The 16,487-nt window shown below is 70.7% G+C and carries 16 protein-coding genes; 11 read left to right on the top strand and 5 right to left on the bottom strand.

The features are described from left to right. Positions 1 to 30 precede the first annotated feature (30 nt). From EIY87_RS01575 to EIY87_RS01565, 3 genes are all read right to left on the bottom strand, one after another. Positions 31 to 747 carry a S1 family peptidase gene (locus EIY87_RS01575; RefSeq protein ID WP_125305841.1) on the bottom strand — a complete coding sequence of 239 codons (717 nt, stop codon included), beginning with the start codon at positions 745 to 747 and terminating at the stop codon, positions 31 to 33. A 164-nt stretch (positions 748 to 911) separates the two neighbouring features. Next, on the bottom strand, positions 912 to 1,283 hold the full coding sequence (locus tag EIY87_RS01570) for a hypothetical protein (RefSeq protein ID WP_125306002.1): 372 nt from the start codon (positions 1,281 to 1,283) through the stop codon (positions 912 to 914). A 22-nt stretch (positions 1,284 to 1,305) separates the two neighbouring features. Beyond that, positions 1,306 to 1,671, bottom strand: a complete 366-nt coding sequence (locus tag EIY87_RS01565) for a hypothetical protein (RefSeq protein WP_125305840.1) — start codon at positions 1,669 to 1,671, stop codon at positions 1,306 to 1,308. A gap of 447 nt (positions 1,672 to 2,118) precedes the next feature. Here EIY87_RS01565 and lanKC point away from each other — a divergent pair, with 447 nt between their 5' ends. The 4 genes from lanKC (at position 2,119) to EIY87_RS01545 (ending at position 8,597) form a co-directional block, all read left to right on the top strand. Then, positions 2,119 to 4,674, top strand: a complete 2,556-nt coding sequence (lanKC, locus tag EIY87_RS01560; protein ID WP_125305839.1) for a class III lanthionine synthetase LanKC — start codon at positions 2,119 to 2,121, stop codon at positions 4,672 to 4,674. 31 nt (positions 4,675 to 4,705) lie between these two features. Next, positions 4,706 to 4,849, top strand: coding sequence for a SapB/AmfS family lanthipeptide (locus EIY87_RS01555; RefSeq protein WP_125305838.1), 144 nt, complete (start codon positions 4,706 to 4,708; stop codon positions 4,847 to 4,849). A 128-nt stretch (positions 4,850 to 4,977) separates the two neighbouring features. Beyond that, positions 4,978 to 6,645, top strand: a complete 1,668-nt coding sequence (locus tag EIY87_RS01550) for an ABC transporter ATP-binding protein (RefSeq protein WP_125305837.1) — start codon at positions 4,978 to 4,980, stop codon at positions 6,643 to 6,645. Next, entirely contained in the window at positions 6,642 to 8,597 is a 1,956-nt protein-coding gene (locus EIY87_RS01545; RefSeq protein ID WP_125305836.1) for an ABC transporter ATP-binding protein, read from the top strand. Before EIY87_RS01550 ends, EIY87_RS01545 begins: the two co-directional genes overlap by 4 nt. A 214-nt stretch (positions 8,598 to 8,811) precedes the next feature. On the opposite strand, the gene EIY87_RS01540 is transcribed toward EIY87_RS01545, so the two are convergent. Next, complete coding sequence (locus tag EIY87_RS01540) at positions 8,812 to 9,225, bottom strand: acyl-CoA thioesterase (protein ID WP_125305835.1); 414 nt, start codon at positions 9,223 to 9,225, stop codon at positions 8,812 to 8,814. After that, entirely contained in the window at positions 9,219 to 10,499 is a 1,281-nt protein-coding gene (locus EIY87_RS01535) for a hydroxyacid-oxoacid transhydrogenase (protein ID WP_125305834.1), read from the bottom strand. Before EIY87_RS01535 ends, EIY87_RS01540 begins: the two co-directional genes overlap by 7 nt. A gap of 135 nt (positions 10,500 to 10,634) precedes the next feature. Here EIY87_RS01535 and EIY87_RS01530 point away from each other — a divergent pair, with 135 nt between their 5' ends. The 7 genes from EIY87_RS01530 (at position 10,635) to EIY87_RS01505 (ending at position 16,434) form a co-directional block, all read left to right on the top strand. After that, positions 10,635 to 12,293: a thiamine pyrophosphate-binding protein gene (locus EIY87_RS01530; protein WP_125305833.1), complete on the top strand. Its 1,659-nt coding sequence runs from the start codon at positions 10,635 to 10,637 to the stop codon at positions 12,291 to 12,293. A 214-nt stretch (positions 12,294 to 12,507) separates the two neighbouring features. Then, positions 12,508 to 12,681: a hypothetical protein gene (locus tag EIY87_RS47965; RefSeq protein WP_166640346.1), complete on the top strand. Its 174-nt coding sequence runs from the start codon at positions 12,508 to 12,510 to the stop codon at positions 12,679 to 12,681. Positions 12,682 to 12,887: 206 nt separating this feature from the next. Further along, positions 12,888 to 13,091: a cold-shock protein gene (locus EIY87_RS01525; RefSeq protein ID WP_004563013.1), complete on the top strand. Its 204-nt coding sequence runs from the start codon at positions 12,888 to 12,890 to the stop codon at positions 13,089 to 13,091. Between the two features lie 64 nt (positions 13,092 to 13,155). Continuing rightward, entirely contained in the window at positions 13,156 to 13,380 is a 225-nt protein-coding gene (locus EIY87_RS01520; protein WP_125305832.1) for a heavy-metal-associated domain-containing protein, read from the top strand. A 163-nt stretch (positions 13,381 to 13,543) separates the two neighbouring features. After that, positions 13,544 to 14,578, top strand: a complete 1,035-nt coding sequence (locus EIY87_RS01515; RefSeq protein ID WP_125305831.1) for an ATP-NAD kinase family protein — start codon at positions 13,544 to 13,546, stop codon at positions 14,576 to 14,578. Next, entirely contained in the window at positions 14,575 to 15,474 is a 900-nt protein-coding gene (locus tag EIY87_RS01510; protein ID WP_125305830.1) for a thiamine pyrophosphate-dependent dehydrogenase E1 component subunit alpha, read from the top strand. Before EIY87_RS01515 ends, EIY87_RS01510 begins: the two co-directional genes overlap by 4 nt. A gap of 12 nt (positions 15,475 to 15,486) precedes the next feature. Beyond that, complete coding sequence (locus EIY87_RS01505) at positions 15,487 to 16,434, top strand: alpha-ketoacid dehydrogenase subunit beta (RefSeq protein ID WP_125305829.1); 948 nt, start codon at positions 15,487 to 15,489, stop codon at positions 16,432 to 16,434. Positions 16,435 to 16,487 lie beyond the last annotated feature (53 nt).

Genomic DNA, 16,487 nt, shown 5'->3' with positions numbered 1-16,487 from the left:
GTCGCGACCGGGCCCCTTTTCCCCGGGGAATCAGACCCCGGCGACCTGCGAAATCCAGCTCCGATAACGCGTGATGTTCGTGTACGCGGTGTTGTTCACCCGGTCGCTGGTCGACGCGACGCCGACCTGGCGGCCGGAGGCGAACATCGGGCCGCCCGAGTCGCCGCCGGCGGTGATGCCGTTGACGCGGTTCGCGCAGACCGCGACGCCGCCGGTGTAGTCGCTGCAGCTGATCGAGTTGACCCGGACCGTCGCGACCTTCAGGTACCGCGACTGGCAGTTGATCTCGGAGCCGCACTGGCTGGTCGCGCCCCAGCCGTAGACCGAGACGTTCTGACCGACCGCTACGTCACCGACGCTGCCGAGCGGCGAGTACGTCGCGCTGACCGAGGTCGTGAGCTTGACGATCGCCAGGTCGGCGGAGCCCGGGTAGCGCGTGATGGTGGAGCCGGTGGCCGTCGTGCCGCCGCTGGTCTGGTCCAGGCTGCCGATCCGGAACGTGTACGTGCCGGAGCTGCTGACGCAGTGCTTGGCGGTGAGGATGTACTGCGGCGCGATGATCGTCGCGGTGCAGTTCTGCTGGCCGTTCACGAACAGCCGGGCCGCCCAAGGGCCGCTCGTGGCGGTGCTGCCGCCGATGATCGACGGCTGGGCCTGCGGGGTGCTCTCGGCGGCCGCGGGGCCGCCGAGGCCGACGACGGCCAGTGCGGTGCTCGCGGCCAGCAGGACGAACTTGCCGAATTTCACGCTCACTCCTTTTCACGCGGGGGAGAACCGCGTGGGGGGAAAGCCGGTGGGGACCGAACGACAAGAGTGTCCGAGTTTTAGGGGAATGTCCGGAACCGACGAAAGTCGCCGGTCGAATCCGTATTTATAGGCCCCGCGGGGCCTACGTGCAGTTCCCCGTACTGCTAGGCCGCGATCTTGGCCGGCGCGGACCTGCGCAGCCAGTACAGCCCGATGACGGGCAGGACGAGCGGGATGAACAGGTAGCCCTCGCCGTAGACCGACCAGACGGTCGGGTGGCGGAAGGCGGCCGCGTCGACCAGGCTCAGCGTGCCGATGGTCAGCACGCCCAGCAGCTCGATCGAGCAGGCCACGAGGGCCACGCGCCACCAGCCGTCACCGCGGCGGGCCAGTGCGATCGTCGCGACGATGTAGACGACGGCGGCGAACGCCGAGAGCAGGTAGGCCAGCGGGGCTTCGTGGAACTTCGTGCCGATCTGGACGCCGGCCCGCGACGTCGCGGCCAGCGCGAAGATCGCGTACACGGCGACGAGCACGCGTCCGGGGCCGGTGGCCGTCCTACGCCGTTGCTCCACTCCACACCTCGTTCAGTCGCAGCACCATCACCGGGATGGCCAGGCACGCGATGCCCAGCACCGCCGTGCTCGAGCGGCTCCGCTCGGCCAGCGCCCAGGCGGCGCCGACCGGCAGCACGACCAGGCTGCCGATCAGGTAGGCCAGGTAGGTCGCCAGGCTGCCGGGGCGGTCACCGCCGGCGAGCAGCACGATGCCGATCACCAGCTGCGCGACCAGCAGCAGCTCCAGGACCGCGAGCGCGACCAGGAGGGGGTTGTCCGGCAGCCGGTTGCGCGCCGACTGGAGGAAGCTCCACAGCGCGACGAGCGTGGCGGCCACAGCGACCGTCACGGCGAATCCGGTGATCACCCGTTCCTCCTTCCGCTCGCCGGGCGCCAACTTACTCCGTGGTACCGGCGGGGCCGCCCGCCGAGGTGCCGCGGCGTGGCGCGGGCCACGTCATCCTCCACTGTGGACAATTCCGGGATCACGTGATCCGCGGCCATCGGGTGAATTGATCACCGATCCGCCTTGATGGCATTCTGCCAATTCGGCGGGTTATTCCGTCCGGCCCTTGCGTGGATCTGGGGGAATGGCGTAAAAATCTTCGTGTTACACCACTATGGAGTGGTGGAGTGTCTCGGAAAAATTACCCTCGGTTCAGCTGTCGACACCCGAGTGACGTTTTTACCTACCTCGGATAGCTCAGTTGAACCGCCGGGTTGGCGGATTGGCCAAGGGTCGTTCGGTATGGGGGAATGGTCCTCGTCCGGGGGTCGCGGCGCCCCCGGGGGAACGCACGGAGGGGTGTCCCAGATGGACCTGCGCTACGAAGCTTATTGCTTCGCCGACCCGTTGTTCTACGACGAACAACCGGAAATCGGCACGCCGGTCGACGAATTCGCCTCGGCCCTGCCGGCGCCGTCCGGCTGGGTCACCGCCGACCGCGGGGTCTGGCGCGTGCTGCACCCGCGAGGTCAGGTTCTGCCTGGTCAGGGCTGGAAGATCCACGTCTCCGCCGGGCTGGACAACGCTCGCCGCGTCCTCGGGCAGGTGCACGAGTACTGCCTCGAGCACCGCCTCTCGTACAAGCACCTCCGCTCGATGCTGACCCTGCTCGCCCGGAATTCGAAATACGCGCCGCGGGACGGCAGCGCCAAGCTGGTGACGATTTACCCGGCGGACGACCGGCAGCTCGAGCGGGTACTCGAGGACCTCTCGGCCCGGCTCGAGGGCGAGCACGGCGCCTATATCCTGAGCGACCTGCGATACGGCGCCGGGCCGCTCTACGTGCGTTACGGCGGATTCGTCGAGCAGTGGGTCGAGCACGACGGCAACCGCGTCCTGGCGATCCGCAGGCCGGACGGCCGGCTCGTCCCCGACAAGCGGGAGCCGACGTTCTCCGTTCCCGATTGGGTGAAAATTCCGGCGTGTTTACGGAGCAGCGTTGCCGCGCGTAAGGTCAGCGACCCAGGTCAATTCCGCTACCGGGTGACGCGTTCCCTGCACTTCTCGAACGGCGGCGGCGTCTACGTCGCCGAGCCCGAGGCGGGCGGCGACGAGGTCGTCCTCAAGGAGGCCCGCCCCCACGCCGGCCTCGACAAGGCGCGGATCGACGCGGTCGAACGGCTCCGCCGTGAGCACGACGTCCTCGACCGGCTGGCCGGCGTTCCCGGGGTGCCGCAGGTCTTCGAGCGGTTCACCGTCTGGGAGCACCACTACCTGGCGATGGAGTACCTGCCGGGCAGCTCGCTGGGCAGCTGGCTGGCCCGCAACTACCCGCTGACCAGGCGTGGCACGACGGACGCCGACCTCGCCGCCTACGCCCGGCGCGCGCTCGAAATCGTCGACGGCGTCGAGAAGACGATCGAGGCCGTACACGCCCGCGGCATCGTCTTCGGCGACCTGCACCCGCTGAACATCCTGGTCGACGACGACGGCCGGATCTCCCTGATCGACTTCGAGATGGCCTTCGACGTCGAGTCCGGCGACCGCCCGGCACTGGGCGCGCCCGGCTTCCGCGCGCCGGCCGACCGCACCGGCTTCGAGATCGACGAGCACGCGCTCGCCGCGTTGCGGCTGTGGCTGTTCCTGCCGCTCTCCCAGCTGACGGAGCTCGCCCCGGCCAAGCTGCCCGGCATCGCGGAGTTCGTCGAACGCCGGTTCGCGCTCCCCGAGGGCTACGCCGACGCCGCGGTCGCGGCACTGGCCCCGCGGGTGGCCGCCACGCGGTCGGCGCCGGCCCACACCGAGCTCGACCAGGAGAAACCGGACTGGCCACTGGTCCGCAAGCAGATCGCCGAGGCCATCCTGGCCAGTGCGACCCCCGAGCGCCAGGACCGGCTCTTCCCCGGCGACATCGAGCAGTTCCGCGTCGGCGGCGCCTGCTTCGGCGTCGGCGCCGCGGGCGTGTTGCACGCCCTGGACGTCAGCGGCGCCGGCCGGTTCCCCGAGCACGAGCGCTGGCTGATCGACGCGGTCCACCGCGACCCGCCGACCCGCCCCGGCTTCTACGACGGCAGCTACGGCATCGCCTACGTGCTGGAGAACTTCGGTCACCACGGCGAGGCCACCAAGCTGCTGGCGTCGTCCGCGCGGCTGGTCGAGCAGACGACCGACCACGCCCTCGAAAGCGGCCTCGCCGGCATCGGGCTCGCGATGCTGCACTTCGCGGCGGTCCGCCAGGACAACGAGTTCGGCCGCCAGGCGCTGACCACGGCCGTCCGCCTGGCCGAGGCGCTGGAGACGGCCCCGCCGCCCGGCAACTTCGCCCGCGCCGGCCTGCTGTCCGGCTGGTCCGGGCCCGCGCTGCTGTTCATCCGGCTCTTCGAGCGCACCGGCGAGCCCGCCTGGCTGTCCTTCGCCGACCAGGCGCTGACCCGCGACCTCGAGGAGTGCGTCGAGACCGACGACGGCTCACTGCAGGTCCGCGACGGCGGCGCCCGCACGCTGCCCTACGTCGGCGTCGGCAGCGCCGGAATTCTCCTGGTCGCCGAGCAACTGGCGCGCCACCGCCCGGACGCCAACGCCTGCGAGAGCCTCCCCGCCCTGCGCGAGTCGTGCCGCGGCGAGTTCGTGATCCACCCGGGCCTGCTCTTCGGCCGGTGCGGCTTGGCGGTCGCCCTGGGCATGGACCCGGACCCGGCACCGTCGACCCGCGCGGCGATCGACCTGCACCTGGCGCGGCTGTCCTGGTACGCGGTCCCGTTCAAAGGCGGCCTCGCGTTCCCCGGCAACCAGCTGCTGCGCCTGTCGATGGACGTCAAAACCGGCGGCGCGGGAATCCTCCTCGCGCTCGCCGCCCTCCAGGACGGCAAGGAGGTGCTGCCCCTCCTGGGCGGCGCGCCGTCCCTCCAGACCTCCGGTCGCTGACCGGCGGACCCCTCAGAAGGAAGGAACACCGATGGAACTCGTTCTGGAGCTGCAGGCCCTGGAGACCCCCGAGGTGCTCGACGGCGGCCACGGCGGCGGTCACGGCGGCGCGTCGAACCTGAGCCTGCTCGCCTCCTGCGCCAACAGCACCATCAGCCTGCTGACCTGCCACTGACCCGGCGGTCCGCCGGCGAGTAGCGCCGAGCTGAACGGTGCGGGAGCGGCACAGGCCAAGTGCGCCGCTCCCGCACGTTCATTCTGCGCCCCGGACCCGCCCCGGCGGTACCTGTCCGAAGGAGTGAGATGCGCGGCCCCGCCGATCGGCTGCTGGTCAAGGTGGCCGGCCTCGACCGTGTGCGTGTGGCCGCCGTCGTGGTCACCGCACTGCTCGCCACCACGGCCGGCTTGCTCCTGCCGGGCGCGCTGGCGGCCGCGGTGGACGCCGTGGTCGCTGGCCGCCCGAGTGCGCGCGAAGTCTCCTGGCTGCTGCTGGTCGGCGGCGCGGAGATCGCGGCCGACGTCGTCGGCGGAATCCTCACGACCCGCCTGACCGCGACGGCGTCCGCCTGGCTCCGCCGCACGCTCTCGGACAAGCTGTTCGCCCTGGGCACCCGTTCCCGCTTCGCGGAAGGCGACGCGATCAGCCGCCTCACGGGCGACTGCACGGGCGCGGGCGGCATCGTCCCGATCGTCGTCCAGTGCGGCTCGATGCTGATCATCTCCTCCGGCGCGATCGTCCTGCTCGCCCTGCTGGATTGGCGCCTGGCGCTGGTCTTCATGGGCAGCATCCCGTTCGCGTTGCTGCTCGCCCGCAGCCACCTCCGCCGCACCGCCGACGACGTCCTCACCTACCAGCAGGTCTCCGGAGAAATCGCGGCCCGCATGGTCGACGCGGTCGCCGGCCTCCGCACCATCGCCGCCTCCGGCACGGCCGACCGCGAAGCCGAGCGGGTCCTGCGCCCGCTCCCGAAGCTGACGCTCGCCGGACAGGGCCTGTGGCGCACCCAGGCCCGGATGGTCTGGCGCGCCGGCCTCCTGACCCCGGCGGTCGAGCTCTCCGTACTGGCCGCCGCCGGCTTCGGCGTGCTCGACGGCCGGCTGAGCGTCGGCGACGTCATGGCCACCCTCGGCTACGTCGCTCTCGCTCTCGGCCTGGTCACCCAGATCCCGCTGCTCACCACGCTGTCCCGGGCGCGCGGCTGCGCTGAACGCCTCGTCGAGGTCCTCGACGAGCCCTTGCCCGTGCCCGGCAAGCTCCCGCTCCTCCCCGGTGACGGCACGGTCGAACTCCGCCACGTCGGCGTCAAGGGCGCGCTCGCCGACGTCGACCTGCGCATCGACGGTGGCACCTACCTCGCGGTCGTCGGCCGCTCGGGCTCGGGCAAGTCGGCGCTGGCCGGGGTGGTCGGCGGACTGCTCACGCCGGACGAGGGCCAGGTCGTCCTCGACGGCCGCCCGCTCGAGCACCTCCGCCCGGAGGAGTTGCGCGCGGTCGTCGGCTACGCATTCGAGCGGCCCGTTCTGCTTGGAACCACGGTCGCCGACGCGGTCGGCTACGGCTCGTGGGCCGGAGAGTCCGCCATCCGTGGCGCCTGCCGGACAGCGCAGGTAGATGAGGTGGTCGTCCGCCTGCCCCAGGGCTACCGCACCCCGCTGACCGAGACACCGCTGTCCGGTGGCGAGGCCCAGCGGCTCGGGCTCGCCCGGGCGATCGTGCACAAGCCGCGCGTCTTGATCTTCGACGACGCCACGGCCAGCCTCGACACAGTCACCGAGGCAGCGGTCGAGCGCGCCTTGGCCGAGGCCCTGCCGGGACGCACGCGCGTCGTCGTGACCCACCGGGCCGGCACCGCTGCCCGCGCTGACCTCGTGGTCTGGCTCGATGATGGCCGGATTCGCGCGATCGCCCCGCACGCCGCTCTTTGGCGAAAGCCGGGCTACCGGGGTGTCTTCACGGAGGACGGCGAGTGAGCCTGCGCAGGTTGTACTGGTCCGCCCTCGCCGGGCAATGGCGTGGCGGTGTCGTGCTGCTGGCTTGTTCGCTGCTCGAAGGCGTACCGGCTTTCTTCTCGGGACGGCTGGTCGAACTGTCCGTCGACCGCGGTTTCGCCGCCGGCGACCCAGCGGCAGGCCTCGGCTGGCTGGCGTTGTTCGGCCTGACCGCCGTGCTCGGCGCGTTCGGCGCACGGATGGTCTGGCGCCAGCTCGGCACGGTCGTCGAACCCCTGCGCGACGCTCTAGTTACGGCCGTCGTCCGCGGCGTTCTGCACGACGACTCCCCACCGCGCAACCGACCTGACTCCAGCGGCGTCGCCCGGATCACCCAGCACGTCGAGGTCGTGCGCGACGCGACCGCCGGTCTGCTCGTCGAGGCCCGCGGCATGCTGGTGACGACGACGTCCGCACTTGCCGGCCTCATGACCGTCGCCGGTGCGCTGGTGGTGCCGGTCGCGCTGCCGGTGTTCTTCGCGCTGGCCGCCTTCGCGTGCCTCCTGCCGTCGCTGGCTCGCCGCCAACGCGCGCTGGCGCTGGCCGACGAGCACACGGCGGCAACGGCGGGCACCTCGCTGTCCGGCGTACGGGACATCGTGGCCTGCGATGCGCAGCCGGTCGCCGCGCTGGCGATGTACGAAGCGGTCGACGCTCAGGCCAACGCGGCGATCCGCGTGGCGCGCTCGAGCGCCCTTCGAGCACTGGTGATCTCGCTCGGCGGGTTCGTTCCGCTGCTCCTCGCGCTCGCACTGGCCCCGGGGCTGGTGGTCAGCGGCAAGCTGACCGCGGGCGCGGCCTTGGGCGCGCTCGTCTACCTGGCCACGACGATGCAGCCGGCTCTCCGCGGCCTGGCGGCCACGGCCGGCACCGTCGTTCTGCGCCTGCTCGTCGCCCTTCGCCGGTTGGCGGAGACCGCCGAACTGCCCGATGTCGTCGACGGCACGGCGACTCCGCGCGGCATCGACGTCCGGGTGCACGGCCTGACGTTCAGCTGGGGTGCGTCGGCCGAACCCGTCGTCCGTGGTCTGGAGCTGGGGCTGCAGCCGGGGGAGCACCTCGCCGTCGTCGGGCCGAGTGGCATCGGCAAGTCGACATTGGCCGGCTTGCTCACCGGGATGCTCGCTCCGCAGGAGGGCCGCGTGTTGCTGGGCGGCGTCCCGGTGCGGGACGTACCTGCGGCGTTGCGCCACGAGCTGGTGGCGTTGATCCCGCAGGAGGCGTACGTCTTCGCGGGAACGGTACGGGACAACGTGAGCCTGTTCGCCCCGTCAGCTTCGGACGACGACCTGTCGTCCGCTGCGGACGCGGTGGGGGCGGGCGCGCTACTGCGGCGCTTGGGCGGCCTCGACGCCGAGATCGGGCACGGCGGCGAAGGCGTCTCCGCGGGCGAAGCGCAGCTGCTCGCGTTGGCCAGGGTGTACGCCAGTGCGGCGCAATTGGTGATCCTTGATGAAGCGACCTCCCATCTTGACCCGGTGGCGGAGGCCCGCGCGGAGCGGGCCTTCGCCGCGCGGGGTGGTGTTCTGGTGGTGATCGCGCACCGGCTTTCCTCGGCGCTGCGCGCGGATCGCGTGCTCGTCGTGGACGGGCGCGAAACCGCGGTGGGCAGCCACGCCGAACTGGTGGCCGGGTCCGCGCGGTACGCGGAGCTCATGCGGGCCTGGGCGACACCGGTGCCCGACCATGCGGCCACCGGTGCCCGCCCGCCTGCTGGTGCAGGTGGTGAACCAGCCGGTACCTCGACCGGTTCACCTGTGGGCGGTGGTGTGGCCGTTGGCGGGGCGCCTTCCGGCAACGGCCACACCACACTGAGTCCTTCCGTGGACGACGGAGCCGCGACCACCGGCGGGGCGCCTGCCGGCGGCGGTACTACGGCCACCTTGGGGCTGTCAGCCGGACACGATTCCCGGTGCCACCGGATCGACGCCTAGGTCGCCATCCGTGTCGCGAGCCGCACGTGTCAGCCGAGAGCTCGTCCACTGTGGACTGATCTCTGTGCTCCTCCAGCTTATCGCCGTCGGAAGGCTCGGGAAGTCCTTGTTTTCGATCTGTGGACAACTCGCCGGTTTTCGAGCCTCCTGTGGATAACTCGAGTCGATTCGCCACTTCTGTCGGTGGCTCAGGGCATGATCGGAGACACCAACATCAGCTGGGTTGCAGTGCTTCCAGCGCCTCACGCAGCTTGCCCGAGAGCGGTGTCGGCCGGCGTGACTCGCGGTCCACGAAGACGTGCACGAAGTGCCCTTCCGCGACCAGGGTCTCGTCGGCGGCGTACATCCCGATCTCGTAGCGCACGCTGGACTTCCCGAGGTGCGCCACCCGCAACCCCACCCGCAGCGAACCAGGAAAGGAAACCGATGAGTGATACCCGCAGTGCGACTCGACGCACAGCCCGATCACCTCCCCGGTCTCGATGTCGAGACCACCCTGCTCGATCAGCCAGGTGTTGATCACGGTGTCCATCAGCGAGTAGTGGACGACGTTGTTGACGTGTCCGTAGATGTCGTTGTCCTTCCAGCGCAGCGGGACCGTCTGCCAGTGGGGGTACTCGTTCACCACAGCGACACCGACTCGCGCAGGATGTCCGACAGGTCTTCCTCGGAAGCCTCACGCGGAGCGGTGGCCAGCAGCCTTTGCTGCTTCAGCGTTCCCTCGACGAGGGAGTCCACATCGGACTCCGTGTAGCCGACGGCGCCGATGCCGTCCGGGATGCCGATCCGGCGCATCAGGTCGATCAGTACCGCGGGCAGGTGGTCGGCGAAGTCGCCGGGCCACTCGAAGTCGGGTGCCAGGAGGCGCGCGACGCGGAGGTGGCGGTCCGGGGCCGCGTCGAAGGTGAAGCGGAACGCGGCGGGCGCGGTCAACGACACGGCCATGCCGTGCGGCACCATGGGTTCTTCGCCCGGGTAGCCGTCCGGGTGGAAGTTCCTGACCTGGCCGGCGATCGGGTACGCGTTCGCGTGCGGGATGTGCACGCCGGCGTTGCCGAAGCCGAGTCCGGCGAACGTCGCGGCCAGGGCCATGGCTTCGCGGGCCTTGAGGTCGCCGCCGTCGCGCACGGCTGCGGGCAGGGCCCAGGACAGCAGCCGGAGGGACTGCTCGGCGAACATGTCGGCGAGCGGGTTGGCCCCGCAGTACGGCACCCGCTGTTCCGGGCGCTTGCGCTCGAACTCGGTGTACGGCTTCGCGGTGTAGCTCTCCGCGGCGTGGCACAGGATGTCCATGCCGCTGGCGGCGGTCACGCCGGCGGGCTGGCTGACCGTCAGCCGGGGGTCGACGACGGCGAGGGTCGGGCGCAGGCGGAGGTGGCTGATCCCGCTCTTGACGCGGAGGGACAGCACGTCGAGGACGCAGACCGTCGTGCTCTCGGAGCCCGTTCCGGTCGTGGTCGGTACCGCGACCAACGGCTTGAGGGGGCGCTCCGGGGCGCGGCCGCCGCCGACGGGGGCGTTGACGTAGTCCATCAGGTCGCCGTCGTTGCTGGTGAGGAGGTTCGCCGCCTTGGCGGTGTCGATCGCGGAGCCGCCGCCGACGGCTACGAAGGCGTCGTACGGGCCGGTGCCGCGGGCGAAGTCAACCGCCTTCTGCATGCTGACATCGGTGGGTTCGACGTGTACGCCGTCGAAGATCTCGGTCTCGATGCCGTAGCCGGCGATGCCGTCGGCGATGCGGCGCGGCCAGCCGGTCGCGGCCACTTGCGGGTCGGTCAGGACGAGCACGCGGTGGGCGCCGTACTGCGTCAGGTCGTAGCCGATCTCGTCGCTGGCGCCGGTTCCGTACTTCAACGCCGGTGCGCCATAAGTAAAAACGGTTTCATGTTCGGTTGCGGTCAAGACTGCGGTCCTCGCTCCCTTGATCGGCTGACAGTCGGTCAAAGCGGACATTCGGCCCATCCTTGCCGGGTTTCGGCGAAGATCACTTGACTGCACTGAACGGTGCCCGCCTAAGCTCTCCTCATTAGATACCAACTGGGAGCGACCGTCGCCCAGACGGCCGTGCGGATCCTGACCGAGGCGCGCGTCCGCCGCGTTTACGCGGTGGTCGGTGAGTCCTTCCTGGAACTGCTCGACGCACTGCAACGCGAGCGGGAGATCACGCTGGTCTCGGCCCGCCACGACGCGGGTGCGGCGTTCATGGCGGAGGCGGAGGGCAAGCTCACCGAGCGTCCCGCCGTGCTGCTCGCCAGCCGGGGGCCGAGCGCGGCGAGCCTGGCGATCGGCGTCCAAACGGCGTACCAGGACGAGACCCCGATGGTCGTCCTGCTGGAGACGCCGGCGACCGAACCGGTGCCTTCGTCGTCCGGGGAGCTGCCGACGTCGGACCTGACGGCGATGTTCGAGTCGATCGCCAAGTCGACATTGCGGGTGACCGACCCGGACAGCCTGCCGGGGCTGCTGGCGCACGCGCTGACCACCTCACAAGAGGGACGGCCGGGGCCGGTTGTGCTCGGCGTGCCCTGTGACGTCTGGGGGATGCCCTACGACGCGGCGAAGCCGATGGCGCGGGTGCGGCCGCCGGCGTCCGGGACGCTGGGCCGTTCGGCGGACGCCGTCGCGCAGCTGGTGGACGAGGCCAAGTACCCCGTGGTCATCGTCGGCGGGCGGGCGCGGTCGGCGCGGGACGAGCTGATCGCCGTGGCCGACGAGCTCGCGCTGCCCGTCTACAACGCCTTCCGGCGGCAGGACGCCTTCCCCGAGAACCACGCTCGTTACGCCGGGCACCTCGGGCTCGGCATCCCGGCCCGGCAGCTCGACGCGCTCGAGCGGGCCGATCTCGTGGTCGCGCTCGGCACCCAGCTCGACGAGGTGACCACGCAGGCGTACCGCTACCCGACGCCGCAGCAGACGCTGGTGATGGTCGGGACCGGGATCGACGTCAGCCCGAAGCGACGGGGGCTCACGTTCCGCGTCGACTCCGAGGTCGAGCCGTTCCTGCGGGAACTGCGAGCCGTGGCGTCGCCGCGGACCAGGCGGGCCTCGGCGGCGAACGCGGCCGTGCACACGTTCATGACCCCGCCCGACACCAGCGGGAACACGCGGGTGCACCCGGTGGACGTCGTCCGGGCGCTGCGGAAGCTGGCGCCCGAGGACACCATCGTGACCAGCGACGCCGGCAACTTCGCGCAGTTCATGCACCGCTACTGGTGCTTCACCGCGCCCCGCAGCCAGCTCGGCCCAAGCAACGCCGCGATGGGGTACGCCGTGCCGGCGGCCGTCGCGGCGAAGCTCGCCGAGCCGCGGCGGACCGTCGTGGCCATGGTGGGGGACGCCGGAACGCTGATGACCGGGCAGGAGATCGAAACCGCCGTGCGGTACCGGGCGCCGGTGATGGTCGTCGTCTTCCAGAACGGCGTGCACGGCGCGCTCGCCATGCACCAGGCGCGGACGCACGGGCGGCTGTCCGGGGTGTCGATCCCGCTGACCGACTTCGCTTCGTGGGCGCGTGGACTGGGCGCGGCCGGGTACACCGTGGACGATCGGGAAGAGCTGGAGCCGATCATCGCCAGTGCGCTGGTGCGGCAGCGGCCGTGCGTCATCGACGTGCGGACGGACCCCGATGTGGTGACGCCGGACGTCCGGCTTTCGGCGCTGCTCGCGCAGGCCCGCCCGCAACCTCCCGCCCCGTAACGATTTCACTCGGTTTCATTACGGGAAACGCCGGGAAAGTTGTGTGGTAGCACGACGAAGGCTCAGGTAGCCTGACGGTGTTCCGGTGGTGGTTCGCCGCTGAACCTTCCCGGCCGGGTCCCGGCGGGAGACAACCGGTTTCTGTCGGTGCCGCATGGCACCATCACGGTCATGACCCGCGCCGAAGCGGGCAGGGAACGAGGGGAGTTTCGACGTGACCGATCACCAGCACGCATCCGAACCAGCGCGGAAGTCCTCCGGCGTCGTACCGGTGCTGTTCAGCGCCTCCGCCGAGGCCCACGACGACGCCGTGGTCGCGGCCGAGCACGACACGGCCTGGCGTTCGCCCTTCACCACGGAAGGACTGCGCCCGGCGAGTGGCGAATAGCTCACCTCGCCCGGGTGACGAGCGCTTGTCCGCCCTGGTCAAGGTGTGCTTTACTGCTGAAGGTCTCGATTTTTGTGTTCGTGATGAGTCACGCTCGCAGAACTCAGCGGGCGTAGTGTCTCCTCGCCGAGGAAGCAAACCGTCCGGGTGCTGACCCGGGTCGCCGAAGTGGCTTCCTGTTTTGGTGTTACACATGGAGATTTTTGATGACTCAGGGCACTGTGAAGTGGTTCAACTCCGAGAAGGGGTTCGGCTTCATCACCCCCGACAACGGTGGCGGCGACGTCTTCGTTCACTACAGCGAGATCCAGGGTAACGGCTTCCGCACCCTCGAGGAGAACGCCCGCGTCGAGTTCGAGATCGGCCAGGGCCAGAAGGGCCCGCAGGCCACGTCGGTCACCGTGATCTGACTTTGATCTTGGGGAAGGGCCGTCACCCGTTCGGGGTGGCGGCCCTTTTCGTATGCTGCGCACCATGATCGAGCACGGCTACACCGTCTCCGGGATGAGCTGCGGCCACTGCGCGCAGTCGGTCACCGAAGAGCTCACGGCGCTGCCCGGAGTGACCGAAGTGGACGTCGACGTGCCGACCGGCCGGGTCGTTGTGCGCTCAGGAGCCACGCTGGCCGAAGACGACGTCCGGAGCGCGGTCGAAGAGGCCGGTTACACCTACGAGGGTCCCGTCAGCCTCGTCCCGTAGCCGCGTCCGGTTGGTTTTTCTCCAGGTTGGACTGTCCACTGGAGATCACCCAGGTGACGTTCGACGCCTCCTGGGTGCCGCTCGGCACTGCAACGGCCTGCAACCCTTCCTTCCGCGCCGCCCGCGGAGTCTCCTGTTCTCCGGTGAAGTATCGGGAGGTCAGGTGGGTGAAACGGTGGCGGGGATCGTCGCGAATCCGGCTTCGGGACGGGACATCCGCCGGCTGGTCGCGCAAGCTTCGGTGTTCCCCACCGCGGAGAAGGCGAACATGGTCCAGCGGCTGCTGGCGGCGTTCGCCGTGACCGGGCTCGACCGCGCCCTCGTCTCGACCGACCTGGGCGGGATCTCCGCCGCGGTCCTGCGGGCGCTCGGCCGGGGCGGGACCTGGCCCAAGGTCGACTTCTGCGACGACGACCCGCTCACCGGCACCGCGGCCGACACGACCAACGCCGTGCGGCGGATGGTCGAGGCCGGTGCCGGGGTCATCGTCGTCCTCGGTGGGGACGGGACTGCCCGCGTTGCGGCCGCGGCCTGCGAAGACGTGCCGATCATCGCGCTGTCGACCGGGACCAACAACGCGTTCCCGCAGATGCGGGAGGCGACCGTCGCGGGACTGGCCGCCGGGCTGATCGCGACCGGGCAGATCGACCCCGACCTCGTCACGCACCGGGTCAGCGTGCTGGAGGTCGTCACGAAAGCACGTCGTGAGATCGCGCTCGTCGACGTCTGCGTGTCGCTGAGCAAGCACATCGGGGCGCGGGCGCTGTGGGACCCGGCGACGCTCACCGAGCTGTACTGCACCTTCGCCGAGCCGGACGGCATCGGCCTCTCGAGCGTTCCTGGGCAGCTCTGTCCCAGCCCGCGCTCCAGCCCGGACGGCGTCGCGCTGCAGCTCGGCCCGGTCGGGGAGACGCCGTACGTCGTGCAGGCGCCGATCGCGCCCGGGCTCGTGCGGCCCGTCGGGGTGCGGGGGTGGGGCGTGCTCCGGCCCGGCGTGCGCGTCGAGCTGGCCGCGGCCGGTGGGGTCATCGCGCTCGACGGTGAGCGTGAACTCGAACTGAAGACGGGCGAGAGCGCGTTCGTCGAGCTCAAACCGGACGGGCCGTGGTGCGTCGACGTCCGGGCGGCGATGGCGGAAGCGGCGCGGAAAGGGCTGTTGCGCACGGAAACCGCGCACGGGAAGGAGCGTCGAAGATGACGGACACCCTGCGGGAGGCCTATCGCGTGATGCGCACCATCCGGACGTTCGAAGAGCGGGTGCGCCAGGAGTTCGCAACCGGCGAAATCCCCGGGTCCGTGCCCGGCTACGCCGGTGAGGAGGCCTCGGCCGCCGGGGTTTGCCTCCACCTCGACGACCGTGACGCGATCGCCGGCACCCACCGCGGCCACGGCCACTGCATCGCCAAGGGCGTCGACGTCCACGCCATGATGGCCGAGATCTACGGCCGCAAGACCGGGGCCTGCCACGGCAAGGGCGGCTCGTGGCACATCGCCGACCTCGCCAAGGGACTGCTCGGCGCGAGCGGCGTCGTCGGCGGTGGCCCGCCGCTCATCTGCGGCACTGCGCTCGCCGCGAAACAGCAGAACACCGGCGGTGTCGGCGTCGCGTTCTTCGGCGACGGCGCCGGCAACCAGGGGACGACGCTGGAGGCGTTGAACCTCGCGTCCGCCTGGAACCTCCCCGCGATCTTCGTCGCGGAGAACAACGGCTACGCCGAGGTGACGGCGAGTGCCTGGTCCGTGGCGTCGGACAACATCGCCGACCGGGCCGCCGGGTTCGGCGTGCCCGGTGTGATCGTCGACGGGTTCGACTTCTTCGCCGTCCACGAAGCAGCCGGAGAAGCCGTCGAGCGCGCCCGAGAGGGCGGCGGCCCGACGCTGATCGAGGTCAAGTTCACCCGCTGCTCCGCGGGACTCGACTGCCTCGACCGGTTCCGGGCGCGCGTCACCGACCGCGGTGAGCTGGGCGAACCGGTCCTCGACGACATCGACGCCGAAGTCGCGAAGCTGATCGAGGACGCCGTCTCGGCGGCGAAGGCCGCACCGAAACCCACGAGGGAAGACCTCGAGACCGACGTCTACGTGACGTACTGAGGAGCGCACGCCGTGGCCAGGACGATCAGCTACCGCGAGGCGATCGACGAGGCGCTCGCGCAGGAGATGGCCCGGGACGCATCGGTGATCGTGCTGGGTGAGGGCGTCACCACGGGGCTGTTCCAGCGGTTCCCCGGCCAGGTGCTCGACACGCCGTCCGCCGAGTCGGCGTTCGTGGGCGCGGCGATCGGCGCCGCGACGCGCGGGCAGCGGCCGGTCGCGGAACTCGGCTCCGTGGGCGCGTGCTTCGACCAGATCTTCAACCAGGCCGCCAAGTTCCGGTACGTGTTCGGCGGCAACGCCCGCACGCCGGTCGTCATCCGCACGGTGTACGGCGCCGGGCTGCGGGCCGCCGCGGAGCGTTCGCAGTGCCTGTACCCGATCTTCACGCACGTCCCCGGGCTGAAGGTCGTCGTCCCGTCGAGCCCGTACGAGGCGAAAGGCCTGCTCGTCCAGTCCATCCGGGACGACGACCCGGTGATCTTCTGCGAGCACAAGGCGTTGTACGGCACCAGCGGCGACGTCCCGGAGGAGAGCTACGCGATCCCGTTCGGCGAGGCGAACGTCGTCCGCGAGGGCGGCGACGTCACCGTCGTCGCGATCGGCCGCATGGTCGCCATGGCCGGAGGGGCCGCGCGCGAGCTCGCGGCTTCCGGGATCGAAGCCGAGGTCATCGACCCGCGCACGACCAGCCCGCTCGACACCGGGACGATCCTGGAGAGCGTCCGGAAGACCGGACGGCTGGTCGTCGTCGACGAGGCGTCGCCACGGTGCAACCTCGCCACGGACATCTCGGCGCTCGTCGCGAAGGAGGCGTTCGGCTCGCTGCGGGCGCCGATCGAGATGGTGACGCCGCCGCACACGCCGGTGCCGTTCTCCGACGCGCTCGAAGACCTGTACATCCCGGACGCGCAGAAGGTCCTCAACGCCGCGAAGGCGGTCGTCGCGTACCGGCGCTGACGCACAGCGAGATCGTCGCCACCTTCCGATCACCGGATCGAAAAGGCAGACTG

The sequence above is a fragment of the Amycolatopsis eburnea genome, assembly GCF_003937945.1.
Lineage (GTDB): Bacteria > Actinomycetota > Actinomycetes > Mycobacteriales > Pseudonocardiaceae > Amycolatopsis > Amycolatopsis eburnea.
Note: the sequence above shows the minus strand (reverse complement) of the source record. Positions and strands in the feature narration are given on the sequence as shown.

What these genes read in the sequence shown, in the direction of transcription:
- EIY87_RS01550 (WP_125305837.1), top strand. Translation starts at nt 4,978, where the DNA reads ATGCGCGGCCCCGCCGATCGGCTGCTGGTCAAGGTGGCCGGCCTCGAC.
- EIY87_RS01510 (WP_125305830.1), top strand. Translation starts at nt 14,575, where the DNA reads ATGACGGACACCCTGCGGGAGGCCTATCGCGTGATGCGCACCATCCGG.
- EIY87_RS01525 (WP_004563013.1), top strand. Translation starts at nt 12,888, where the DNA reads ATGACTCAGGGCACTGTGAAGTGGTTCAACTCCGAGAAGGGGTTCGGC.
- EIY87_RS01555 (WP_125305838.1), top strand. Translation starts at nt 4,706, where the DNA reads ATGGAACTCGTTCTGGAGCTGCAGGCCCTGGAGACCCCCGAGGTGCTC.
- lanKC (WP_125305839.1), top strand. Translation starts at nt 2,119, where the DNA reads ATGGACCTGCGCTACGAAGCTTATTGCTTCGCCGACCCGTTGTTCTAC.
- EIY87_RS01520 (WP_125305832.1), top strand. Translation starts at nt 13,156, where the DNA reads ATGATCGAGCACGGCTACACCGTCTCCGGGATGAGCTGCGGCCACTGC.